26 protein-coding genes are annotated in these 22,413 nt (G+C 36.6%); 15 read left to right on the top strand and 11 right to left on the bottom strand.

The features are described 5' to 3' along the window. Positions 1 to 149: 149 nt before the first annotated feature. Together tdeA and DV427_RS08600 are read left to right on the top strand one after the other, a co-directional pair. Positions 150 to 1,517, top strand: coding sequence for a toxin/drug exporter TdeA (gene tdeA, locus DV427_RS08595; RefSeq protein WP_114892035.1), 1,368 nt, complete (start codon positions 150 to 152; stop codon positions 1,515 to 1,517). A 90-nt stretch (positions 1,518 to 1,607) separates the two neighbouring features. After that, positions 1,608 to 2,237 carry a histidine phosphatase family protein gene (locus tag DV427_RS08600; protein WP_114892036.1) on the top strand — a complete coding sequence of 210 codons (630 nt, stop codon included), beginning with the start codon at positions 1,608 to 1,610 and terminating at the stop codon, positions 2,235 to 2,237. Between the two features lie 168 nt (positions 2,238 to 2,405). Here DV427_RS08600 and pepT read toward each other — a convergent pair whose 3' ends face one another. Continuing rightward, entirely contained in the window at positions 2,406 to 3,644 is a 1,239-nt protein-coding gene (gene pepT, locus DV427_RS08605; RefSeq protein ID WP_114892037.1) for a peptidase T, read from the bottom strand. 295 nt (positions 3,645 to 3,939) lie between these two features. Between pepT and potA the strand changes: the two genes are divergently transcribed. The 4 genes from potA to DV427_RS08625 all read left to right on the top strand — a co-directional run bounded on the left by potA (position 3,940) and on the right by DV427_RS08625 (position 7,884). Continuing rightward, positions 3,940 to 5,058, top strand: a complete 1,119-nt coding sequence (gene potA, locus DV427_RS08610; RefSeq protein ID WP_005645368.1) for a spermidine/putrescine ABC transporter ATP-binding protein PotA — start codon at positions 3,940 to 3,942, stop codon at positions 5,056 to 5,058. Continuing rightward, positions 5,042 to 5,902, top strand: a complete 861-nt coding sequence (potB, locus tag DV427_RS08615; RefSeq protein WP_005638601.1) for a spermidine/putrescine ABC transporter permease PotB — start codon at positions 5,042 to 5,044, stop codon at positions 5,900 to 5,902. Before potA ends, potB begins: the two co-directional genes overlap by 17 nt. Next, positions 5,902 to 6,672, top strand: a complete 771-nt coding sequence (gene potC, locus DV427_RS08620; protein WP_005628794.1) for a spermidine/putrescine ABC transporter permease PotC — start codon at positions 5,902 to 5,904, stop codon at positions 6,670 to 6,672. Before potB ends, potC begins: the two co-directional genes overlap by 1 nt. A 129-nt stretch (positions 6,673 to 6,801) precedes the next feature. After that, positions 6,802 to 7,884, top strand: coding sequence for an extracellular solute-binding protein (locus tag DV427_RS08625; protein ID WP_005631805.1), 1,083 nt, complete (start codon positions 6,802 to 6,804; stop codon positions 7,882 to 7,884). Positions 7,885 to 7,990: 106 nt separating this feature from the next. On the opposite strand, the gene folE is transcribed toward DV427_RS08625, so the two are convergent. Next, positions 7,991 to 8,647 (bottom strand): GTP cyclohydrolase I FolE, encoded by a 657-nt coding sequence (folE, locus tag DV427_RS08630; protein ID WP_114892039.1) that lies wholly within the window; start codon positions 8,645 to 8,647, stop codon positions 7,991 to 7,993. A 137-nt stretch (positions 8,648 to 8,784) separates the two neighbouring features. Here folE and moeA point away from each other — a divergent pair, with 137 nt between their 5' ends. The 3 genes from moeA (at position 8,785) to DV427_RS08645 (ending at position 11,124) form a co-directional block, all read left to right on the top strand. Continuing rightward, a complete protein-coding gene (gene moeA, locus DV427_RS08635) occupies positions 8,785 to 9,999 on the top strand; it encodes a molybdopterin molybdotransferase MoeA (RefSeq protein WP_114892040.1) in 1,215 nt (404 codons plus the stop codon). 3 nt (positions 10,000 to 10,002) lie between these two features. Further along, positions 10,003 to 10,734 (top strand): molybdopterin-synthase adenylyltransferase MoeB, encoded by a 732-nt coding sequence (gene moeB, locus DV427_RS08640; RefSeq protein ID WP_114892041.1) that lies wholly within the window; start codon positions 10,003 to 10,005, stop codon positions 10,732 to 10,734. A 66-nt stretch (positions 10,735 to 10,800) separates the two neighbouring features. Further along, positions 10,801 to 11,124 (top strand): HI1450 family dsDNA-mimic protein, encoded by a 324-nt coding sequence (locus DV427_RS08645; protein ID WP_114892042.1) that lies wholly within the window; start codon positions 10,801 to 10,803, stop codon positions 11,122 to 11,124. Positions 11,125 to 11,186: 62 nt separating this feature from the next. Here DV427_RS08645 and DV427_RS09415 read toward each other — a convergent pair whose 3' ends face one another. The 4 genes from DV427_RS09415 to msrAB form a co-directional block, all read right to left on the bottom strand. Next, positions 11,187 to 12,104, bottom strand: a complete 918-nt coding sequence (locus DV427_RS09415; RefSeq protein ID WP_162790299.1) for a LysO family transporter — start codon at positions 12,102 to 12,104, stop codon at positions 11,187 to 11,189. A 238-nt stretch (positions 12,105 to 12,342) separates the two neighbouring features. Further along, on the bottom strand, positions 12,343 to 12,813 hold the full coding sequence (locus tag DV427_RS08655) for a redoxin domain-containing protein (protein WP_114892043.1): 471 nt from the start codon (positions 12,811 to 12,813) through the stop codon (positions 12,343 to 12,345). 42 nt (positions 12,814 to 12,855) lie between these two features. Further along, a complete protein-coding gene (locus DV427_RS08660) occupies positions 12,856 to 13,497 on the bottom strand; it encodes a cytochrome c biogenesis protein CcdA (protein ID WP_005628783.1) in 642 nt (213 codons plus the stop codon). 11 nt (positions 13,498 to 13,508) lie between these two features. Then, the gene (gene msrAB / locus DV427_RS08665) at positions 13,509 to 14,570 is read right to left on the bottom strand and encodes a bifunctional peptide-methionine (S)-S-oxide reductase MsrA/peptide-methionine (R)-S-oxide reductase MsrB (RefSeq protein ID WP_114892044.1); all 1,062 of its coding nucleotides are present in this window, start codon (positions 14,568 to 14,570) and stop codon (positions 13,509 to 13,511) included. A 177-nt stretch (positions 14,571 to 14,747) separates the two neighbouring features. On the opposite strand from msrAB, the gene DV427_RS08670 reads away from it, so the two are divergent. Next, entirely contained in the window at positions 14,748 to 15,611 is an 864-nt protein-coding gene (locus DV427_RS08670) for a DMT family transporter (protein ID WP_114892045.1), read from the top strand. A gap of 95 nt (positions 15,612 to 15,706) precedes the next feature. On the opposite strand, the gene DV427_RS09575 is transcribed toward DV427_RS08670, so the two are convergent. Further along, positions 15,707 to 15,856 carry an anti-sigma factor family protein gene (locus tag DV427_RS09575; RefSeq protein ID WP_240317986.1) on the bottom strand — a complete coding sequence of 50 codons (150 nt, stop codon included), beginning with the start codon at positions 15,854 to 15,856 and terminating at the stop codon, positions 15,707 to 15,709. Positions 15,857 to 15,889: 33 nt separating this feature from the next. After that, complete coding sequence (locus DV427_RS08680) at positions 15,890 to 16,435, bottom strand: sigma-70 family RNA polymerase sigma factor (protein ID WP_114892046.1); 546 nt, start codon at positions 16,433 to 16,435, stop codon at positions 15,890 to 15,892. A 378-nt stretch (positions 16,436 to 16,813) separates the two neighbouring features. Here DV427_RS08680 and DV427_RS09420 point away from each other — a divergent pair, with 378 nt between their 5' ends. Genes DV427_RS09420 through DV427_RS08695 form a run of 4 tightly spaced genes read left to right on the top strand, consistent with a single transcriptional unit; the run spans position 16,814 to position 19,656 of the window. Beyond that, a complete protein-coding gene (locus DV427_RS09420) occupies positions 16,814 to 16,987 on the top strand; it encodes a hypothetical protein (RefSeq protein ID WP_162790300.1) in 174 nt (57 codons plus the stop codon). Positions 16,988 to 17,041: 54 nt separating this feature from the next. Beyond that, a complete protein-coding gene (locus DV427_RS08685; protein ID WP_114892047.1) occupies positions 17,042 to 17,656 on the top strand; it encodes an Nmad2 family putative nucleotide modification protein in 615 nt (204 codons plus the stop codon). Continuing rightward, on the top strand, positions 17,653 to 18,522 hold the full coding sequence (locus tag DV427_RS08690; protein ID WP_114892048.1) for an Nmad3 family putative nucleotide modification protein: 870 nt from the start codon (positions 17,653 to 17,655) through the stop codon (positions 18,520 to 18,522). The genes DV427_RS08685 and DV427_RS08690 overlap by 4 nt, the downstream gene beginning before the upstream one ends. Positions 18,523 to 18,531: 9 nt before the next feature. After that, the gene (locus DV427_RS08695) at positions 18,532 to 19,656 is read left to right on the top strand and encodes a hypothetical protein (RefSeq protein WP_114892049.1); all 1,125 of its coding nucleotides are present in this window, start codon (positions 18,532 to 18,534) and stop codon (positions 19,654 to 19,656) included. A gap of 41 nt (positions 19,657 to 19,697) precedes the next feature. Here DV427_RS08695 and DV427_RS08700 read toward each other — a convergent pair whose 3' ends face one another. After that, complete coding sequence (locus DV427_RS08700) at positions 19,698 to 19,892, bottom strand: anti-sigma factor family protein (RefSeq protein ID WP_114892050.1); 195 nt, start codon at positions 19,890 to 19,892, stop codon at positions 19,698 to 19,700. Positions 19,893 to 19,901: 9 nt separating this feature from the next. Then, positions 19,902 to 20,447 carry a sigma-70 family RNA polymerase sigma factor gene (locus DV427_RS08705; RefSeq protein WP_114892051.1) on the bottom strand — a complete coding sequence of 182 codons (546 nt, stop codon included), beginning with the start codon at positions 20,445 to 20,447 and terminating at the stop codon, positions 19,902 to 19,904. A 110-nt stretch (positions 20,448 to 20,557) separates the two neighbouring features. Between DV427_RS08705 and DV427_RS08710 the strand changes: the two genes are divergently transcribed. After that, positions 20,558 to 20,839 (top strand): hypothetical protein, encoded by a 282-nt coding sequence (locus tag DV427_RS08710; protein ID WP_114892052.1) that lies wholly within the window; start codon positions 20,558 to 20,560, stop codon positions 20,837 to 20,839. A 67-nt stretch (positions 20,840 to 20,906) separates the two neighbouring features. On the opposite strand, the gene rng is transcribed toward DV427_RS08710, so the two are convergent. Then, the gene (gene rng, locus DV427_RS08715) at positions 20,907 to 22,382 is read right to left on the bottom strand and encodes a ribonuclease G (RefSeq protein WP_114892053.1); all 1,476 of its coding nucleotides are present in this window, start codon (positions 22,380 to 22,382) and stop codon (positions 20,907 to 20,909) included. Between the last annotated feature and the right edge of the window lie 31 nt (positions 22,383 to 22,413).

Genomic DNA, 22,413 nt, shown 5'->3' on the forward strand with positions numbered 1-22,413 from the left:
GAATAAATCATTACAATGCCGCCTTTCATGAACAATCGTTCAGTGGTTTGTTTTATAATTGGGTTCGCAAGGGAATAATTTTGTAAAACACAAAAGTGCGGTTAAAATCATCCGCACTTTCCACTCATTTTCGTAAGAAGGAAAACTCAATGTTTAAAATGAAAAATATCACGCTTGCTTTGTTGATGTCTGGTACATTAGTGGGATGTGCCAATATTGGCGATTCTTATCAAGCTAGCCTTGAAGATTACAAGCAATATGAAGAAATTACCAAGCAATATAATGTAAAAGAAAATTGGTGGTCATTGTATAACGATGCGCAATTAAATCGCGTCGTAGAACAAGCGTTAATAAACAACAAAGATTTAGCTAAAGCAGCTGTGGCAGTAAACCGTGCGCTTTACAGTGCAAATTTAGTAGGCGCAAATTTAGTGCCTGCATTTAATGGTTCAACTTCATCTGCGGCACAACGCCGAGTTGACACAAGTGCAAACTCTGCCATTTCACACAAAGGTTCTTTAAATGTGAGCTATACATTAGATCTTTGGCAACGTTTAGCTAATGCCGCTGATGCAGCGGAATGGTCGCACAAAGCAACCGCAGAAGACATGGAATCTGCTCGTTTATCATTAATCAATTCTGTAGTAACAACTTATTATCAAATTGCTTATTTAAATGATGCAATTAGCACAACCAACGAAACGATCAAATATTACACTAACATTGGTAATATTATGCAAACGCGTTTAGCACAAGGTATGGCTGATGCGGTCAGCGTAGATCAAGCGCAACAAGCAGTATTAACGGCGCGTAATAATAAATTAAATTTTGAAACCCAACGCAAAACGGCAGAACAAACGTTACGCAATCTGCTGAACCTAAAACCAAACGATACGTTAAATATCACTTTCCCACATATTATGAATGTGAAAACAGCAGGGGTGAATTTGAATGTACCAGTCTCTGTGATTGCAAATCGTCCTGATGTAAAAGCAGCACAATTCCGTTTAAGTAGTGCATTTAAAAATGCCAAAGCAACTCAAAAAAGTTGGTTCCCAGAGATTAATTTAGGTGGAAGTCTATCTTCAACAGCAAGTACTGTTGGCACGGCGTTACACAATCCTGTGGCTGCTGGCACAGTCGGAATTAGCTTGCCATTCTTAAATTGGAACACCGTAAAATGGAACGTTAAAATTTCTGAAGCTGACTATGAAACCGCACGTTTAAATTATGAACAACGTATTACCACCGCTCTCAATAATGTGGATACCAACTACTTTGCCTTTACCCAAGCGCAAAGCACATTAAGTAATTTACAGCAAACCCACAGTTACAATCAGCGTATCACGCAATATTATCGAAATCGCTATAATGCGGGTGTGTCCGAATTGCGCGAATGGTTAGTTGCAGCCAATACTGAAAAATCATCACAACTTGCGATTTTGAACGCGAAATATCAAGTGCTGCAAAGTGAAAATGTGGTATATAGCTCAATGGCGGGATATTACTCTCGTTAATAAAACTAAACATAGGGCGTTTTTAAACGCCCTTTTTAATATTACACTCCTCACTTAGGATATAAACCTTACCAATAAATATTCCTAAAAATGAAAAAACAACTGACTTTTTATTTTATTCGTCATGGCCGCACTGTTTGGAACGAACAAGGATTAATGCAAGGCAGTGGAGATTCTCCATTAACAGAAGAAGGCATTCAAAGTGCGGTAAAAACAGGGCAAGCTTTACAAAATGTCAATTTTATTGCGGCCTATTCGAGCTGTTTACAACGAACCATTGACACAGCCAATTATATTATTGGCGATCGAGACATTCCCTTATTCCAACATCGTGGATTAAATGAACATTATTTTGGTAGTTGGGAAGGAACAAATGTGGAACTGATCCGACCTTTGCCAGAATTCCAACAAATGATTAATGATCCTACGAACTATAAAGCTGAATCGAATGGTGGAGAAACTTATGAACAACTAGCCAAACGAGCCATCGCAGCTTTACAAGATATTATTAAAGTTCATCAAGAAGGGAATATTTTAGTGGTATCGCATGGCCATACCTTGCGTCTATTGATTGCTTTACTCAATGGCGCAACTTGGCAAAATCACCGAGATAAAGACAAATCAGTATCTTTATTAAATACTGCTATTAGCATCATGTATTATGACAGTGAAAAAGGCTTTAGCCTTGAAAAACTAAATGACACAACGCATTTACAATAGATAAAAAAAGCCCCTAAATCATTAGGGGCATCAAAAAGGAATTTATGAATAAAATCTCTAAAGTTTAGCTTTATCAAAGGAATCTCGATAAAACAGGGCCATTATATTGACTAATCTAAAGAATAGCAAGAGAAATCTTTACATTTCTTTACAAATCTTTACGTTTCTTTACAGATCTTTAAATTTCAGCATTTCGATAATTACTTGAACAGTCTTTTCCATGCCTTGTAAAGAAACCAACTCATGTTTACTATGGAAATTATAGCCGCCCGTAAAAATATTTGGGCATGCTAAACCTTTAGAGGCTAAAAATGCGCCATCTGTACCGCCTCGAATCGGCTTATGACTTGGTTTAACCCCTACCGCTTTCATTGCACGATCAGCAAGTTCAATTGATTGAGGAACATTTTTTACCACATCATACATATTTTGGTAGCTATCTTGAATGTCTAACTCAATAGGCTTTTTCAAACCTTTCTTAGAATTAAATTTTTCCACCTGACTTTTAATGAAGGCTTTTCTTTGTGCGAAATTCTGCTCATCAAAATCACGAATCAAATAAGTGAGCTCTACTTGCCCAATATCACCAGAAAAATCTTCTAAATGATAAAAGCCCGCTTTCCCATCCGTTTTTTCTGGGACTTCATCAACAGGAAAAACTTGCTGAAATTCACAAGCTAAAGTCAGTGCATTCACCATTTTTCCTTTTGCGTAACCAGGATGAATACTCCGCCCGAAAAACCGCACTTTTGCCGTTGCCGCATTAAAGTTTTCGTATTCTAATTCCCCGACTTCTCCCCCATCAATGGTATATGCCCAATCACAGGAAAACTTTTCCATTGGGAAATAATGGATTCCCAAACCAATTTCTTCATCAGGCGTAAAAGCAACGCGAATATTACAATGAGGAATATTCTCTTTTTGAAGAATGGAAAGTGCGGTCATAATTTCTGCAATTCCCGCTTTATTATCAGCCCCAAGTAAAGTGGTTCCATCGGCAACAATCAGAGTCTGCCCGACCAATTTTTGCATAAAAGAATAATAAACAGGACTAATAAACTCCTCTCCAATACCTAATGCAATATCTCCGCCACGATATTGCTCTATCACTTCAGGGCGCACATTTTTACCACTACATTGTGGAGATGTATCAAGATGTGCAATTAAACCAATGGTTTTCGTTAAGTTAGGATCATTAGCGGGTAAAAATGCTGTCACAACCGCGTATTTACTTACTTCAACATTCTCTAAACCAAGTTGAATGAGCTCTTTTTGCAACTGCATGGCTAACTTCATTTGCCCGACTGAGCTGGGGGAATGCTTAGCGTTAGGTTTTGATTGAGTGTCAAAAGACACATAATGTAAAAATCGTTCTAAAAGTTCTGTTTTATCTGTTTGAGAAATCATATTCTCGCTCCTTTTAAAAATATCTTTTTAGTTTAACGAGAAAAATAGAAAACATCTTGATATATAACAATATTTATAAAATTAACGAAGTAAAATTCATCTAAAGTGCGGTTAAATTTCTTGTTATTTTTATGAACGACAGTTTTTTTACTTTCTAAGGCATTAAGTCCTTTTAATTATTAATAATTCACTATATCATAGGCGTCTATTTTTATATGTCGCCCCTGCAGTCTTGCAGGTTTTATTTCTACTCAGTACCAAATCATTGGTGAAATTAGGGAGAAAACCAAAGCTAGTGGAAAATCAGCTTCAAAACAAGCCTATTATTGAGCTTCGTTCAATCAAAAAATCCTATGGTTCTAACACCATTATTAACGATTTCAATCTTACAATTAATAACGGTGAATTTGTCACTATTCTTGGCCCTTCAGGCTGTGGTAAAACCACAGTTTTACGCTTACTTGCAGGCTTAGAAGAATTGGATTCAGGTAGCATTATTTTAGATGGTGAAGATATCACCAATGTGCCTGCGGAAAAACGTCATATTAATACGGTATTCCAAAGCTATGCGCTATTTCCACATATGACAATTTTTGAGAACGTGGCTTTTGGTTTGCGTATGCAAAAAGTACCAAACGATGAAATTAAACCGCGTGTTTTAGAAGCCTTGCGTATGGTACAGCTAGAAGAAATGGCAGATCGTAAGCCAACTCAACTTTCTGGTGGACAACAACAACGTATTGCCATCGCTCGCGCTGTAGTAAATAAACCAAAAGTGTTGTTACTTGATGAATCTTTATCTGCATTAGATTACAAATTGCGTAAACAAATGCAAAATGAACTCAAAATGTTACAACGTCAGCTTGGTATTACCTTTATTTTCGTTACCCACGATCAAGAAGAAGCGATTACAATGTCTGATCGTATTGTGTTGTTGCGTAAAGGTAAAATCGCACAAGATGGTTCTCCACGTGAAATCTATGAAGACCCAGCTAACTTATTCGTTGCTCGTTTCATTGGCGAAATTAACGTATTTGAAGCAACGGTGATTGAACGTAAGTCAGAACAAGTTGTACTCGCGAATGTTGAAGGTCGAGTTTGTGATATTTACACAGACATGCCTGTTGAGAAAGATCAAAAACTTCAAGTACTCCTTCGCCCTGAAGATATTGTGATTGAAGAATTAGATGAAAATGAACATTCTAAAGCAATTATTGGCCACATTGTTGACCGCACTTACAAAGGAATGACATTAGAATCAACGGTAGAATTTGATCATAATGGCATGCGTGTACTTGTAAGTGAATTCTTTAACGAAGACGATCCACATATGGATCATAGCGTAGGTCAACGCGTAGGCATCACATGGCATGAAGGCTGGGAGGTTGTTCTCAACGATGAAGATAATCAATAATAAATTCCAGAAAATTACTGTTGCGATTATCTTCAGTTGGCTCATCTTCTTTGTGTTGATTCCAAACTTATTGGTATTCGCCGTAAGTTTTCTGACTAGAGACGGTAGCGACTTTTACGCTTTCCCAATCACCATTGAAAACTACACAAACTTGTTTAATCCGCTTTATGCACAAGTTGTGTGGAATTCATTGTATATGTCTGGCATAGCTACCATTATTTGCTTATTAGTTGGCTATCCATTTGCTTTCATGATGAGCAAAATTAATCCTAAATATCGACCGCTCTTATTGTTCCTTGTGGTTTTACCATTCTGGACAAACTCGTTGATCCGTATTTATGGAATGAAAGTGTTTCTCGGTGTGAAAGGTGTACTTAACACTATGTTGATGGATATGGGAATTTTGAGTGAACCCATTCGCATTTTGAATACAGAAATTGCGGTAATCATTGGCTTAGTTTATTTACTATTGCCATTTATGATTTTGCCACTCTACTCTGCGATTGAGAAATTAGACGGTCGCTTATTAGAGGCTGCAAGAGATTTAGGCGCAAATGCATTCCAACGTTTCTTCCGTGTCATTTTACCATTAACCATGCCAGGCATTATCGCGGGGTGTTTATTAGTATTATTACCGGCAATGGGTATGTTCTACGTTGCAGACTTACTGGGCGGAGCAAAAGTATTGCTAGTTGGTAACGTAATTAAGAGCGAATTCTTAATTTCTCGTAACTGGCCATTTGGTTCTGCAATCAGTATTGGTTTAACTGTTCTAATGGCATTGTTGATTTTCGTGTACTACCGCGCGAACAAACTATTGAATAAGAAAGTGGAGTTAGAATAATGAGTCGTTTACTACGTAATGCATTTATGTTTGTGGTATACGCTTATTTGTATATCCCAATCATTATTTTGGTCACCAATTCCTTTAACGAAGATCGTTATGGTTTAAGTTGGAAAGGCTTTAGCTGGAACTGGTACGAGCGTTTATTTAATAACGACACCTTAATACAAGCAGCAATTCATTCGGTAACTATTGCATTTTTTGCGGCTACCCTAGCTACTATTGTAGGTGGATTAACTGCAATCGCACTTTATCGCTATCGATTCCGCGGTAAACAAGCGGTAAGCGGTATGTTATTTATCGTCATGATGTCTCCAGATATTGTAATGGCAGTATCTTTACTTGCATTATTTATGGTTGTGGGTATTTCATTAGGTTTCTGGTCTTTATTACTGGCTCATGTGACCTTCTGTTTACCTTATGTGACCGTAACTATCTTCTCTCGATTAAATGGCTTTGATTCTAGAATGTTAGAAGCAGCGAAAGACTTAGGCGCAAGCGAAGTGACTATTTTACGTAAAATTATCCTTCCTTTAGCATTACCTGCAGTTGTATCTGGTTGGTTATTAAGTTTCACTATTTCATTAGATGATGTTGTGGTTTCATCATTTGTCAGTGGTGTAAGTTATGAAATCTTACCATTGAGAATATTCTCTCTAGTGAAAACCGGTGTAACACCTGAAGTTAATGCTCTAGCAACGATTATGATTGTGCTTTCACTGGCTCTTGTCGTTTTAAGCCAGCTAATTACACGAAAAAATAACCATTAGTAAACAAAAGGTTTCACAAACCTTTGAATTTAAAATAGAATACGCCTTGACGCACAATCAAGGCGTTTTTTTATGCCTGTCGTTCGGGGCAGGTGGTTTTTTACGACTCTTTACGGAGAACAAACAAAAATGAAAAAATTCGCAGGTTTAATTACTGCAGGCTTAGTAGCTGCAACTTTAACTGCTTGTAATGATAAAGACAGCAAAGCTGAAGCTGCAAAATCTCCGGCTACTGCCAATGACACCGTGTACCTCTACACATGGACTGAATATGTACCAGATGGTCTTTTAGATGAGTTTACTAAAGAAACTGGCATCAAAGTTATCGTTTCAAGCCTAGAATCAAACGAAACAATGTATGCAAAACTCAAAACTCAAGGCGCAGCTGGTGGCTATGATGTAATTGCACCGTCTAATTACTTTGTTTCTAAGATGGCTAGAGAAGGCATGTTAATGGAACTCGATCACAGCAAATTACCTGTTATTAAAGAATTAGACCCTGATTGGCTCAATAAACCTTATGATAAAGGTAACAAATACTCTCTTCCGCAACTACTAGGTGCACCAGGTATTGCATTCAACACCAACACTTATAAAGGCGCTCAATTCACTTCTTGGGCTGACTTGTGGAAACCAGAATTTGCAAACAAAGTTCAGTTATTAGACGATGCGCGCGAAGTATTCAACATCGCTTTATTGAAAATTGGTCAAGATCCAAATACTCAAGATCCAGCCATTATCAAACAAGCCTATGAAGAATTATTGAAACTACGTCCAAACGTACTTTCTTTCAATTCCGATAATCCTGCGAACTCTTTCATCTCAGGTGAAGTTGAAGTAGGTCAATTATGGAATGGTTCTGTACGTATTGCTAAAAAAGAAAAAGCACCTTTAGACATGGTATTCCCGAAAGAAGGTCCTGTACTTTGGGTTGATACTTTAGCAATTCCTAAAACTGCTAAGAACCCAGATGGCGCACATAAACTTATTAACTATATGTTAGGTGCTAAAGCTGCAGAAAAATTAACCTTAGCAATTGGCTATCCAACAGCTAACTTAGAAGCGAAAAAAGCATTACCAAAAGAAATCACTGAAGATCCAGCGATTTATCCACCAGCTGATGTATTAAAAAATAGCCACTGGCAAGATGACGTTGGCGATGCAATTCAATTCTATGAACAATATTATCAAGAATTAAAAGCAGCTAAATAATCAACAATCCAAAAGTGCGGATAAATTTCACCGCACTTTTCTATTCGATATAAATATAAAAATAGCCGCACCAATATTAAAGTGCGGCTATTTTATTAAGTATTTTTTACTTCTGAACTGTAGCTAAAAATTCTTTGCGAGTATCTCTATCTTCTAAGAATACACCACCGTAAGCAGATGTGACAGTATAACTATTTGTATCTCTAATACCACGTGCTTTTACACAGAAATGGGTCGCTTTCACATATACCGCGACATCATCTGTCTCAAGAATTGTCTGAAATGCTATCAAAAGTTGCTCTGTTAAGCGCTCTTGAACCTGTGGACGTTGAGCAAAAAATGAAACGATTCGATTAATTTTAGAAAGGCCAATCACCCAGTCTTTTGGATAGTACGCCACACAAACTTTACCATCAATCATAACAAAATGATGTTCACAAGTGCTTGTTAGCGTAATGTCGTTCACTTGCACCATTTCGCTGACTTTCATCTGATTTTTGATTTTCGTCATTTTAGGAAAATTCGCATAATCCATTCCACTAAAAATTTCATCAATAAACATTTTAGCTAAACGATTTGGCGTTTCTTCCAAACTATCATCTCGCAAATCTAATCCAATCAGCTTCATCACTTCATGCATATGTTTTGCAATGCTTTCTCGACGTTCATCTTTAGCCTGTGTGGGATCAATCATAGGTGTTTCAATACCTTTTTCAATCAAGGCATTTCTTATATTCAGTGCATCCAGTGAAATTTTGCTCATAATAGTCTTTCCTAAAAAAATAATCGGCTATTCTAGCAAAGGATAATAGGATGGTAAAATGAGAAAAATTGCAAATTTGAATGAATTAGGCTTTAGATATAGAATAGCTGACAAATTTTATCAAATAAGGATTTTCTATGCTTACATTGGATCAAGCTCGCTCGAAAATGCTCGAACAGATTCCCTTCCCGACTCAAACTGAATACCTAAATTTACAAGAAGCTGCCAATCGAATTTGTGCTGAAGATATTATTTCACCTATTAATGTTCCTTCTTTCGATAATTCAGCAATGGATGGTTATGCTGTACGGTTATCGGATTTACAACAATCTTTCACGCTTTCGGTCGCAGGGAAATCTTTTGCAGGTAATCCATTCCAAGAGGAATGGCCATCAAAAAGTGCGGTCAGAATTATGACTGGCGCGATGATTCCTGAAGGCGCAGATTCCGTGATAATGCAAGAGCAAGTGACACTAAATGAAGACGGAACCGTCACTTTTAGTGAATTACCTAAACCAAATCAAAACATCCGTCGTATTGGCGAAGATGTAAAAAAAGGCGATGTGGTATTAGCACAAGGCGCACAGCTCACCCCTGTTTCCTTGCCATTATTAGCTTCTCTAGGCATTGCAGAAGTAAAATGCTATCGCCAATTAAAAGTCGGCGTACTCTCAACTGGCGATGAACTTGTCGAAGTCGGCAAACCATTACAAAGCGGACAAATCTATGACACCAACCGTTTCACCGTAAAACTACTGCTAGAAAAATTAAACTGTGAAGTCATTGATTTAGGACTATTACCTGATAATGAAGCGGAATTTGAAAAAGCATTTATTGCCGCACAAAGCCAAGCCGATTTAGTGATTACCAGTGGCGGTGTTTCCGTTGGTGAAGCGGATTTCACTAAAGCGGTATTGGAAAAAGTAGGCCAAATAAATTTCTGGAAAATTGCAATCAAACCCGGCAAACCATTCGCTTTTGGTAAATTAGAAAATGCCTGGTTCTGTGGTTTACCCGGTAATCCTGTTTCCGCATTAGTGACTTTTTATCAACTTGTTCAGCCACTCATTGCTAAACTGCAAGGCCAAAAACAATGGAAAAAGCCACCGCATTTTTCAGCTATTGCAGCAATGAATTTGAAAAAAGCACCTGGACGTTTAGATTTCCAACGGGGTTTTTATCACGTCAATGAACAAGGCCAAATTGAAGTGCGATCAGTGGGATTTCAAGGCTCTCATCTCTTTAGCGCTTTTGTAAAAAGCAATTGTTTTATCGTTTTAGAACAAGAACGTGGCAATGTCACTGCAGGTGAAACCGTGACAATTGAGCCTTTCAATCATTTATTAGGATAAAAAATGATCGAACTTAGTCACGAAGAAGAATTGCGTTATAACCGTCAAATTATTCTTAAAAGCGTAGATTTTGACGGGCAAGAAAAACTTAAAGCAAGCAAAATGCTGATCGTTGGGCTTGGCGGCTTAGGCTGTTCAGCCAGTCAATATCTCGCTGCGGCAGGTGTCGGAAATTTAACGCTGTTGGATTTCGATATAGTTTCTCTTTCGAATCTTCAGCGACAAGTCTTGCACTGCGATGCACGCTTGAATATGCCCAAAGTAGAGTCAGCTAAAATTGCACTGGAACAAATCAATCCACATATAAACATCGAGACAATTAATGCGAAGTTAGATGAAGAAAAACTAGCTGAAATCATTCCACACTTTGATATTGTTTTAGATTGTACAGACAATGTAGAAATCCGTAATCAGTTGGATCGTCAATGTTGTAATGCAAAAATCCCTCTCATTTCTGGCGCAGCGATTCGGATGGAAGGTCAAATTTCCGTTTTCACTTATGAACCAAATACGCCTACTTATCGTGATCTCAGTAAATTATTTGGACAAAATGTATTAAGCTGTGTGGAAGCTGGCGTGCTTGCGCCAATCGTCGGCATTGTGGGCACGATTCAAGCCTTAGAAGCAATTAAAGTGCGGTTAAAAATCGGTAAAAATTTGTGTGGACGCTTGTTGATGATTGATGGTTTTTCGATGAATATCCGAGAAATTAAACTTCCAACAAATGTGGAATAAAACGTTTAAAAAGAGAAAAAATTTAACCGCACTTTTATTAACCATAACCTTTACTACAAAAACGCTATGACAACAGAAATTAAAAAACTTGATCCAGATGCAGCCATTGATATTGCTTACGATATTTTCTTAGAAATGGCTGGAGAAAACTTAGATCCTGCCGATATTCTTTTATTCAACCTACAATTTGAAGAACGCGGTGGTGTGGAATTTGTTGAAACTGCCGATGATTGGGAAGATGAAATTGGAGTACTAATTGACCCAGAAGAATACGCTGAAGTGTGGGTGGGCTTAGTCAATGAGCAAGATGAAATGGATGATGTATTTGCTAAATTCTTAATTTCTCACCGAGAAGAAGATCGTGAATTTCACGTTATTTGGAAAAAGTAACGATAAAGTAAAAATAAGGGAAATCATCTGATTTCCCTTTTTCTTTTAAAATTAACGCGCTATTAAATTGGAAAACTCGAGAAAAAGACTAATAACAACGGCGGTAATAAATTTGTCACCATACCAAAAGAAATGGCGATAGGCGTCACTTCAATTCCGCCTGATTTCTGAATAATAGGCAATGTACAATCTAATGCTGTTGCACCTGTAATCCCAATAGCTGTAGAGCGATAATGCTGCATAAACAATGGAATCAAAAATAAACTCAAAATTTCACGCGATAAATCATTGAAAAACGCAATACTGCCCTGCATCGGTCCCCAAGCATTTGTCAGCACAACACTAGATAAAGAATACCAACCAAATCCCGATGAAAAGGCTAAACCTTGAGTAATCGGCATACTTAGAAAAAATGACGAAATAACGCCACCAATTAAAGAACTTAGGGTAAAAATTGCTCCCATCATTAAGCCTTGCTTATTTAATAAAACTTCTTTCAAGGAAATGCCGTTATTACGAAGCTGAATCCCGACAAAAAAGATCAACGCAATAAGCACATAAAGATTGGAACCATGTGGGAAATGCAACCAATCATTGCACAACCAACCTAAAATGACGCCGATAATTACCGCACTTAATAATTTAATTGAGTCTATTAATGAACGCCAACGAGAGGGCAATTCTCCCTGTAAATAATTAACAGGCTTAGGCAAAGTGCGGTCATAAATAGCCAAACCTAGGATATTACAAGTCAGAATGATAGCGGACAGCCCTAAAGCGGTCATACCAATAATTGGTAATTTTTGTTCTAAATGCTCAAGTTGCCCAAGCATAAAGCCCATCATAAATAAAATGATGTAAAGCAATAACATCACAATTTTATTAATGAACGCCAATGCATTTTGATTCTGTATTTTGACTAAATACCCCAATATCATCGGCACAAGCACGATAAGCAATCCGTTAATAATTTCTTCCATTGTTTTCCTTTTTTGTAGATCACTGCACTTTATTTAATTTTCAAAGGTAATTTGAATAAATATTACAGTAAAAATGAAAATTACTTATACAAGCAATAAAATCATACTGCTTATAATATATATTTTTTATTAATCTACCAAATGCTCAATGTACAAACGCCAATCTTAGATACTTTGTCTCTTTACTCTGTAAAAATGGAATATAAAAAGCGGCTTAAAAATAAGCCGCTTGTCATCGTTATTTTTCAGCAAACACTCGAATTTGCTCTGTACCTAAATGTCCTGGTACGGTTTTTTTCAGGTTTAAATCACTATCTAAAAAGAGATTGAACGGATAGCCACGCACTCTTGCTTTATCAATGATTTCGCCTTTTTCATCTAAAAGCACTGTGATATTTTTATATTCCAATCCTTTGTACCACTCAATAAAATCAGCAGTGTCTTTTTCGCCTTTATGACCTGGCGAAACAATGGTTATAACTTCAAATCCACGATCTTTTTCCGCACTTAAATCATCAATTTCAGCTAAGCCAGCCAAGCAAATTGGACACCAAGATGCCCACATTTTTACATAGACAGGTTTGCCTTTATATTGGCTTAAAGTAACTGGCTGATTATTTAAATCTTTGAGTTGCACATCCGCCAAATTAGTTTGTGCGAAAGCGTTTAGGCTGAATGCCATTAGAAATATTGATAATAGTTTTTTCATTGCTTTTTTCCTTTTATAGATTTCTTTTGTTGAGGTTATGCCTTAAGAAAAATTATTCGTAATCAATAAAATGCCCATCACGATAATTAAAATTCCGCCACCAATTTTAAATTTGTCTAAGTGTTTATTTAACCCTTTGGCACGTTTTAGCAAGCTGTCAGAGAAGAACGAAAACAGAACAAAAGGCGTTGCTAAACCAAGTACATAAACAAACATCATTGATGCACCGTAAAGTGCAGAGCCTTCATCGCCTGATAAAGCTAACACGGAAGCCAGAATCGGGCCAATACAAGGTGTCCAACCAAGACTAAATGTTAAACCAAGCACAAATGCCTCAAGTGCGGTCGATTTTCCTGATGTTTTGATTTCCACCAATTTTGTGCGTTCCAACAAACCAATTTTGAAAATGCCAAGTTGATGAATACCCAAAATAATCACGATAACGCCAGCGATAATACGGGTGGTGTTACTAAATAAAATATTCCCTAAAAAGCCAAAACTAAAGCCTAAACTGACAAATGTAAGGGAAAGCCCTAAAATAAATAAAAAAGTATTTAGGACTTTTTTACCGCCTTTACTCAAAATACCAAAATAAATTGGAATAATCGGGAAAATACAAGGCGAAAGAAAAGAAGCAAGCCCCGCTAAAAATACAGTTCCAATAAGGAGTTGTTGATCTAACATCCTACATCTCCTTATTTTTTAATCGATTGAATCAAATATCCGTATCCTGCCTTTTCCATTTCGGCTAACGGAATAAATTTAATCGATGCACTGTTAATGCAATAACGCAAACCGCCTTTATCTTTCGGACCGTCGTCAAAAACGTGTCCTAGATGGGCATTGCCCGCACGACTTAACACCTCGGTACGTTGCATATTAAAACTATTATCCGTTTGATAATGCACTACATCTTTAATGATCGGTTTCGTAAAACTTGGCCAACCACAACCTGATTCAAATTTATCATTTGAAGAGAAAACAGGCTCGCCTGTTGTAATATCTACATAAATACCTGGTTGGAAATTATCCCAATATTCGTTACTAAAAGAGCGTTCAGTATGTTTATTTTGAGTAACGGAATATTGCAACGGTGTCAATTTCACTTTGAGTTCTGCATCACTCGGTTTTGGATAATCTTTCTCGTCAATCACGGGTTCATCAGCTTTGGTAATATCAATATGACAATAACCATTTGGATTTTTCTTCAAATAATCTTGATGATATTCTTCCGCTACGATGTAATTTTTAAGCGGTTGCACCTCAATTTGCACTGGTTTTTTATATTTGGTTTGAAGCTGGGCGAGTGCTTGTTCGATCACTACTTTATCTGCCCCATCTTGATAATAAATCCCTGTGCGATATTGTCTGCCACGATCGTTGCCTTGTTTATTTACACTCGTTGGATCAATCACTTTAAAATAATATTGCAATAATTTATCGAGCGAAATTTGATTTGCATCGTAAGTGACTTTTACCGTTTCTGCATGATCGGTTACCCCAATCATCTGATAACTGGTTTTCTCTGTATTACCATTGGCATAGCCAGAAATCGCATCTTTCACACCGTGAATGCGCTCCATATATGCTTCCATACCCCAGAAACAGCCACCAGCAAGATAAATTTCACGAATATTTTGCGTATTTTCCATTGCCATTTTTTGTTCTCCAGATGATGATGTTGAATTTTGTATTGCTAAAGTTGGTGTTGCACAGCAAAGTGCGGTAATAAATAGAAATGTTTTTGATAGTTTCATTGTTTTTCCTTATGATGTAAAAATTAACGTTACATAAGGTTAGACGGCGGACAATCCGATTTCTTACAAATTTTTATAAAATTTTTAAAGAAATTGACTAAAATCCATTGTTATAACCAATAATAAAGAGCTAAAAAACACTATTTCTCCCTCTTTTCTAAGGTAAAAAGGATATATATGCAATCACATTCCACTCCTTCGCTTTATCACAAAGCGATTAGTTTTATGGTGTCAGCGTACTTTTCCATTACCTTGATGAATGTATTTGTCAAAACCGCTTCCCAAACAATCCCTGCAAGTGAAACCTTATTTTCTCGGTTTTTAATCGGCTTACTTTTCTTACTGCCTTTTGTGATTAAAGATCGCGATTTTAAAGTAGATACCCGTCAGTGGAAATTTTTAATCCTGCGGAATGCCGCAGGTGTATCGAGCATGTTGATTAACTTTTATGTTGTGAAGTTCTTACCGCTTTCTATTGCTGTCTTATTGATGAATACCTCCGCCCTATTTATCCCGATTTTATTGCTCTTTTTCCATCAAAAAACACCACTTAATGTGCTTTTGTGTAGCTTAATCGGCTTTCTTGGCGTTTCCATTATTTTACTTACCAATCACAATGGCAATGTTGATCCTATTTATGTGCTGATTGGATTATCTGGTGCTGTATTGGCAGGAATGGCATTTATTGGCTTACAAGAATTAAACAAATACAATACACCAAAAAATATCGTATTTTATTTTCATCTGATTGGGACACTCATGCTACCAATCTTCTTTATTCATCAATGGAAAATCCCTAATATATACGAGCTTGGTTTATTGCTATTAGTGGGCGGATTTGGATTGATTTTCCAATTATTGCTCACTCGAGCTTTCAGATATGCGCCAGCCAACGTTATTACCCCTTTTGCTTTCACTGGCGTAATTTTCTCTAGCGTTTTCGACTGGCTCTTTTGGCATCATACGCCTAACCTCTATTTTTGGTTCGGCGCAGTTGTAATTGTGGGAGCGGTAAGTTTATTGGCGAAAATGAAGAAATAAAACCTTTGAGATTATCCAATGCCATACGGATAAATTAGCAATACCGCTATAAAGTGCAGTCAAAAATAGCGGTGTTTTTTATACTTTCGCTATTCTTAATGTGAATCTTTAAATTTCTTCATCATCATACTTAAGGTTTTGCAATTTCGTTGAAAACGACGGCAATGAGGACAAGTTAACAAATGCATTTTTAAACCCATTTTTTCTTGCAGTTCTAATGGTCGCTCATGAGAATCAGAAATTATTCAAGTGGCTTGAATACAACGCATAATTTTCTCCTAAAGTTTTTTTGATAGACAATTTTGCAACTGCAAACGGGCCCGATAAAGTGTGGTATGCAAGTTGGATGTGGTAAGCTGAGTTTCTTGACAAATTTCATCCGATGACAATTCTAAAAACTCTCTCATCATGAAAATTTTGGCATGTTTAGCGGGTAAACAAGTAAGGCAGGTCTCAAAAATCAACCAAAACTCATCAGAATACACCGTTTCCTCTTCACCCTGTAATTCGCTCGGATAATATTCTATTTTCCAATGCCCTGTATCATCAAAAAATGTATTAGTTGATTCTTCATCTTCAATTTCACTTTCTAATACAAAGCGTCCTTTCTGACGAAGGTAATCAATAATTTTATTTTTTAGAATAGCAAAAACCCAAGTTTTAAAAGCCGCTTGATGTTTAAAATTCGCGAGATTGTTAAATGCACTTAAAAATGCTTCTTGTACTAAATCCTCAGCAAGATCGGCATGGTGCAACTGTAACATTGCAAATTTCAGCATCTGCGTACGAATTTGTTGGAGTTCCGTATCAGAAATAGCATTCATTTTAATTCCTTTAAAATTTTTTGTAAGAAATGGAAGAATTTGACCTCCAGCCAGTCTACTAATGCACGTAACCCGAACCAAAGAAGACAATACTTCACTGCACAACCGACAAATTACTGCTTGCAAGCCAATTGGTGCCATAGGGATGTAAATTAAATTCTCGCTCAAGTACCTAGACCTTAGGTAAAATTCCTTTTTCTGCAAGAATTCGTTTTAAGTTTTGTGCAAATTGTTATTTTTCATTCATTGGTAAATGCTGTAAAGAGAAAAGATTTTAGGATTGGAGCTTGATTTAAACTTATGCAGCTATTAGCATTAGTTTTGGTTACATAACATCAGACTAAAATTACGTTAAATGACCTAGGAGAAAATAAAAAAATGAGTAGATACAATGTGAGATACCAATTCAAGAGAAAAACAACAGATCGTCTTTGGACTAGTGGAAACAGCTATGTTTCAGCAAGTAATGAGAATGAAGCTGTTTCTAAAGTTGAAAAAGATGTTTTGAAAAGATATGCAGAATTCAAATTATTTGAAGTAAAAAACGCTTGATAAAAAGAAATATAATTGCGGTTAATTTCAACCTCACTTTTCACAAGAAAACCTATGGAACGATTAATCAAACAAACCGAAAATCCTTCATTGTACAGCTATATCGTTTCTTACGATCACGGCAATGCACCAAATCCTGATTTTAATATCTGCACGCTCGCTATTTGCAAGCCGATCATTCGCCGTTGTGCAAAAATCGGTGATATTGTTTTAGGGTTAAGCCCTAAACGAATGGGAAATCATATTGTGTACTGTATGGTGATTGATGAAATTGTGGAATGGCAGGACTACTACCAACGTTGTAAAAATTTGACGGATTTAAACCATCGTATTCCGACCGATAAAAACCACAACGGTGATTGCATTTGGATTCACCAAGAAAACGGCGAATATGCATTGCTAGAAAGCAAATCAGGACACGACGAATCCTGCAGACATCGCGATCTCTATTCAGGCAAGCGAGTGTTGATCGGGCGTAAATATTGGTATTTCGGTTCAAATCATCCAACGCATTATATTCAATTACCAAACTCATATCTTATAGCCGGTCGCGGACATCGAAGAATTACCGAACAACAACTTATTGATGAATTTATCCTCTTTTTTAATGAAGAATTAAAACAACGGGGAATCCAATCGTCAGGAAAATACGGAAACTATTTTGCATGAAAATTATTTTATCAAGAAAAGGGTTTGATAGTGGAAAAGATAGCGGTCGCTTTCCCAGCCCTATTTTGCCTAACGGAAAAATCATTTCTTTTCCCATTCCATCATCCGAAGGAAATTTATCTTGGGATGATCTTGAAACTGCGGAGATTGATCTCAGAAAAATTATTCAAGATTTATTACCCGTGAATTATCTGAATAAACCTCTTCATTTAGATCCTGACTTAAATCGAAAAAAAGAAAAACGTACAACTGGCTGGCGACCGGCACTTGGACAAGTCAAAGCCGCTGCCGGACACTTGTTAAATCAAAATGTTAGCAAAGGTGATTTATTTCTTTTTCTAGGTTGGTTTAGACATATTCGACAAAATCCGCAAACCGAAAAATGGGAATATTATGGACCGCATTTTCATGCTTTATTCGGATGGTTAGAAATTGACGAGATTATTAATGTTAAGGATATGAAAGATTTAGAACCTTACCCGTTTCTTTCAATCCATCCGCATTACTATCCTGCTGATAAAGATGAAAATAATTTGATTTTCATTGCAAAAGAGCGGTCGGATTTTGTACCAAATTCATTTGGTGGAGGCATGTTCAATCGTTTTTCATCGAATTTAATTCTCACTAAGGAAGGACATTCACGCTCAATTTGGTCGTTACCAAAATGTTTTGATGCAAGAAATAACCCTAATCACGCAATGAGTTATCATAGAAATTTAACCCGTTGGGAGGACGATTCGGATAATCAAAAGGTTATTTTGAAAACCGTTGCGCGCGGACAAGAATTCGTCCTCGATACCCAATATTTCCCAGAAGTCAAAAACTGGGCAATTAACCTTATTAAAAAATCATGTTTAACAACCTAAGGAAACATTATGTCTAAAAAAATCTATGCCTGGCTTGGCATTTTACTCAGCATTTCATTAAGTTTATTCGTATTGGATAAAGTCTATGAAGATGCGTTACCCAAGATTATTGAGGAAATTAACAACGGCGCAATCGGGGCTATTCTAACGGCAATTGTGACGGTTTTCTTACTACAAGGACAAACCGCAACAGAAGAAGAACGCGATAAAAACCTAACTGTGTTTGAAAAGAAACAAGAGGTTTATCACCAATTCTTAGAAAAATTAAAAGATATTGTGGAAGACGGCAAAGTGCAAATTGCGCTGAACAAAGATCCCGTCGATACTATTGATGAATTAAAAGATTTGCTGTTCCAGCTTTCTTATATTCAAATGCACAGTACGGAAGAAACCACACAAGCCATATTTGAGCGTGTCACAAATTTAATCAAGAAAATGAATGAGTTTATGTCGGCAGGAGAAGAAAAACAAAAAATGGTCGCCAGTTATTATGCGTCATTCGCCGAGGAATTATTCAGTATTGTGGCTATTTTAAAAAATGATTTGTATAAAACATCAAGTAACCCGATTGCCAAAGAAAGTGTTAAAACTTTACTTGATGAGTGTGATTTGTTTATTGAAGGGGAAAAACTAGATGAATATGAAATGCAAAATTATTTTTGGAATGAAATGCAAGATCAGCTTTTAGTACAAGGCATTGAGTTTGAGAAAAAAGATTTTAGCCAAGATATTACACAATATTATGCTCCTTCAAGAAAACGTCATCGCTGGTATGGTATTGAAATTCCAGTTCACACAACCCAAGATGGAGAAAATATAACCTTTAAACTGGAATTAGACCAGTCGCTTTATTATGGATTCCGTCGCCCAAAAGAGACAAGAGAAAACACTGAACTTGATAATAAAATTATTGAACTAACCAAATTAGTTTCGTCATCATTAAATGCAAGCCCTTGGTGGTTTGGCTGGAAAAATCCCGATAAATATCATTTAAACTTTCGGAAATTAGATAGCCAAGATTTTGACTATTTCAAACACCCACAACGCCGAGCAAGAATGGTAAAAGAGTACGCAGAAGAAATAGCACACTATATTCGTAAATTCCAAGATATTATGGAAGAGCAAAATATATAAGCACCATATTCCACAACGATTAATACTAGAAAGAAAATCAATCATTTGCTGACAATGGTTGATTTTTTTCTATTTTTAAACCGCTTCATCATTTCACTTAAAGTTTTGCAATTTCGTTGAAAACGACGGCAATGAGGACAAGTTAACAAATGCATTTTTAACCCCATTTTTTCTTGCAGTTCTAATGGTCGCTCATGAGAATCAGAAATTATTCGAGTGGCTTGAATACAACGCATAATTTTCTCCTAAAGTTTTTTTGATAGACAATTTTGCAACTGCAAACGGGCCCGATAAAGTGTGGTATGCAAGTTGGAGGTGGTAAGCTGAGTTTCCTGACAAATTTCATCCGATGACAATTCTAAAAACTCTCTCATCATAAAAATTTTGGCATGTTTAGCGGGTAAACAAGTAAGGCAAGTTTCGAAAATCAACCAAAACTCATCAGAATACACAGTTTCCTCTTCGCCCTGTAATTCGCTCGGATAATATTCTATTTTCCAATGCCCAGTATCATCAAAAAACGTATTAGTTGACTCTTCATCTTCAATTTCACTTTCTAATACAAAGCGTCCTTTCTGGCGAAGATAATCAATAATTTTATTTTTTAGAATGGCAAAAACCCAAGTTTTAAAAGCGGCTTGATGTTTAAAATTCGCGAGATTGTTAAATGCACTTAAAAATGCTTCTTGTACTAAATCCTCAGCGAGGTCAGCATGGTGCAACTGTAACGTTGCAAATTTCAACATCTGCGTGCGAATTTGTTGGAGTTCCGTATCAGAAATGGCATTCATTTTAATTCCTTTAAAATTTTTGTAAGAAATGAAAAAGTGTTTCGTCTAATAGCATGAAAGAAAGAATTTCTTTCACTACTATTTTTACCACTCAAACAAGGAAATTTAAAATGAAAAATATTACATTGAAAAGCGTAATCTTAGGTATGGCTATGTTATTTGGTGCGACAACCGTTTATGCAGAAGAAATGAAATCTGATGCTATGCCAATGAAATCAGAACCGATGATGAATACCCCAATGAAAAAAATGATGAAATCAGATGATATGAAAATGCACTCTGACCACATGATGAAATCTGACAATATGATGAAGTCTGATGAAATGGGCATGAAATCTGATAAAAAGATGAAATCAAATAAAAAAATGAAAATGACAAAAGAAAAAATGTAAAAAGATACTTTTAAAAGTGCGGTAAAAAATCTCAAAAATTTTTCACCGCACTTTGTTGAAGTAAAATTTACATCACCACCACATCAAACTGTTCTTGGTTATAAAACTGTTCTGTTTTTACTTTTACTCGTTTGCCAATAAACATTTCTACTTCTGGCAGCAAACCGTGAGATTCTTCGTTAATAAGATATTCGGAAACCGCTGGCGAGGCATAAACAACAAATTGTTCACTACTGAATAAGTGATAAACCCGAATAATTTCACGCATAATTTCGTAGCAAACTGTCTCGACCGTTTTCACCCGACCACGTCCATGGCAAGTTGGGCATTCATCACATAGCACATGCTCAAGGCTTTCACGAGTTCTCTTACGAGTCATTTCTACAAGGCCTAATTGCGTAAAGCCATTCACATTAGTTTTCACTCGATCTTTAGAAAGCGCATCACATAAAGATTCCAACACTCGATTGCGGTGTTCATCTGTTTGCATATCAATAAAATCAATAATGATTATGCCACCAAGATTACGTAGTTGTAATTGCTGCGCAATGGCTTTTGTCGCTTCAATATTAGTATTGAAGATGGTTTCTTCTAGATTACGATGCCCCACAAATGCACCGGTATTAATATCAATAGTAGTCATCGCTTCCGTTTGCTCAATAATTAAATAGCCGCCCGATTTGAGATTAACGCGTTTATCTAGCGCTGTTTGGATCGCATTTTCAACTCCATACACATCAAAGATAGGTTGATTGCCAGAATAAAGAACAAGTTTATCGCTTAGTTCAGGCATAAATTCATCGGTAAATTCTTTCACTTCACCAAAGCAAAGTTTAGAGTCAATACGAATTTTTTCTAAGTTTGTGCCGATAAAATCACGCAAAATACGTTGCGGAAGCGCTGGCTCACCGTAAATTTTTGATTTGGTTGGATACTTAGATTTACGCTCTAAGACTTTACGCCATAAGCGTTTTAAAAATTCAGCGTCTTGACGTAATTCTTCTTCGCTTGCCCCTTCTGTGGCGGTACGAATAATAAAACCACCGAGTTCATCACAAAATGGCTCAACTAATGCTTTTAAACGGGCACGTTCTTCTTCGCTTTCAATGCGTTGTGAAACGCCTACGTGGCTATTTTCTGGCATAAAAACAAGATGACGCGATGGCAATGTGATGTCTGTTGTTAAACGTGCGCCTTTTGTACCAAGGGGCTCTTTCACAACTTGTACAACAATATCCTGCCCTTCTCGTACTAATTCTGAAATGCTCTTAACTTTAAATTGCTTTTGTTCATTTTCATCTACACATTCCGTGTGAGATACAATATCAGCAGCATGTAAAAAAGCCGCTTTTTCCAAACCAATATCAACAAAAGCTGATTGCATTCCGGGCAAAACTCGAGTGACGCGTCCTTTATAAATATTTCCGACAATTCCTCGTTTGGCTTGGCGTTCAATATGCACTTCGCGCAACATTCCTGTTTCTACTAGCGCAATGCGTGTTTCGTTAGGAGTTACGTTCATCAATAACTCTACAGCATCCATTTTATATTCCTAATTTCTTAAATTTCATCAA

The sequence above is a fragment of the Haemophilus haemolyticus genome (genome assembly GCF_003351405.1).
In the GTDB taxonomy this organism is placed as follows: Bacteria; Pseudomonadota; Gammaproteobacteria; order Enterobacterales; family Pasteurellaceae; genus Haemophilus; species Haemophilus haemolyticus_N.

Coding starts and splice junctions, on each gene's coding strand:
- tdeA (WP_114892035.1), top strand. CDS start 150: ATGTTTAAAATGAAAAATATCACGCTTGCTTTGTTGATGTCTGGTACA.
- DV427_RS08600 (WP_114892036.1), top strand. CDS start 1,608: ATGAAAAAACAACTGACTTTTTATTTTATTCGTCATGGCCGCACTGTT.
- pepT (WP_114892037.1), bottom strand. CDS start 3,644: ATGATTTCTCAAACAGATAAAACAGAACTTTTAGAACGATTTTTACAT.
- potB (WP_005638601.1), top strand. CDS start 5,042: ATGAAGATAATCAATAATAAATTCCAGAAAATTACTGTTGCGATTATC.
- potC (WP_005628794.1), top strand. CDS start 5,902: ATGAGTCGTTTACTACGTAATGCATTTATGTTTGTGGTATACGCTTAT.
- DV427_RS08625 (WP_005631805.1), top strand. CDS start 6,802: ATGAAAAAATTCGCAGGTTTAATTACTGCAGGCTTAGTAGCTGCAACT.
- folE (WP_114892039.1), bottom strand. CDS start 8,647: ATGAGCAAAATTTCACTGGATGCACTGAATATAAGAAATGCCTTGATT.
- moeA (WP_114892040.1), top strand. CDS start 8,785: ATGCTTACATTGGATCAAGCTCGCTCGAAAATGCTCGAACAGATTCCC.
- moeB (WP_114892041.1), top strand. CDS start 10,003: ATGATCGAACTTAGTCACGAAGAAGAATTGCGTTATAACCGTCAAATT.
- DV427_RS08645 (WP_114892042.1), top strand. CDS start 10,801: ATGACAACAGAAATTAAAAAACTTGATCCAGATGCAGCCATTGATATT.
- DV427_RS09415 (WP_162790299.1), bottom strand. CDS start 12,104: ATGGAAGAAATTATTAACGGATTGCTTATCGTGCTTGTGCCGATGATA.
- DV427_RS08655 (WP_114892043.1), bottom strand. CDS start 12,813: ATGAAAAAACTATTATCAATATTTCTAATGGCATTCAGCCTAAACGCT.
- DV427_RS08660 (WP_005628783.1), bottom strand. CDS start 13,497: ATGTTAGATCAACAACTCCTTATTGGAACTGTATTTTTAGCGGGGCTT.
- msrAB (WP_114892044.1), bottom strand. CDS start 14,570: ATGAAACTATCAAAAACATTTCTATTTATTACCGCACTTTGCTGTGCA.
- DV427_RS08670 (WP_114892045.1), top strand. CDS start 14,748: ATGCAATCACATTCCACTCCTTCGCTTTATCACAAAGCGATTAGTTTT.
- DV427_RS08680 (WP_114892046.1), bottom strand. CDS start 16,435: ATGAATGCTATTTCTGATACGGAACTCCAACAAATTCGTACGCAGATG.
- DV427_RS09420 (WP_162790300.1), top strand. CDS start 16,814: ATGAGTAGATACAATGTGAGATACCAATTCAAGAGAAAAACAACAGAT.
- DV427_RS08685 (WP_114892047.1), top strand. CDS start 17,042: ATGGAACGATTAATCAAACAAACCGAAAATCCTTCATTGTACAGCTAT.
- DV427_RS08690 (WP_114892048.1), top strand. CDS start 17,653: ATGAAAATTATTTTATCAAGAAAAGGGTTTGATAGTGGAAAAGATAGC.
- DV427_RS08695 (WP_114892049.1), top strand. CDS start 18,532: ATGTCTAAAAAAATCTATGCCTGGCTTGGCATTTTACTCAGCATTTCA.
- DV427_RS08700 (WP_114892050.1), bottom strand. CDS start 19,892: ATGCGTTGTATTCAAGCCACTCGAATAATTTCTGATTCTCATGAGCGA.
- DV427_RS08705 (WP_114892051.1), bottom strand. CDS start 20,447: ATGAATGCCATTTCTGATACGGAACTCCAACAAATTCGCACGCAGATG.
- DV427_RS08710 (WP_114892052.1), top strand. CDS start 20,558: ATGAAAAATATTACATTGAAAAGCGTAATCTTAGGTATGGCTATGTTA.
- rng (WP_114892053.1), bottom strand. CDS start 22,382: ATGGATGCTGTAGAGTTATTGATGAACGTAACTCCTAACGAAACACGC.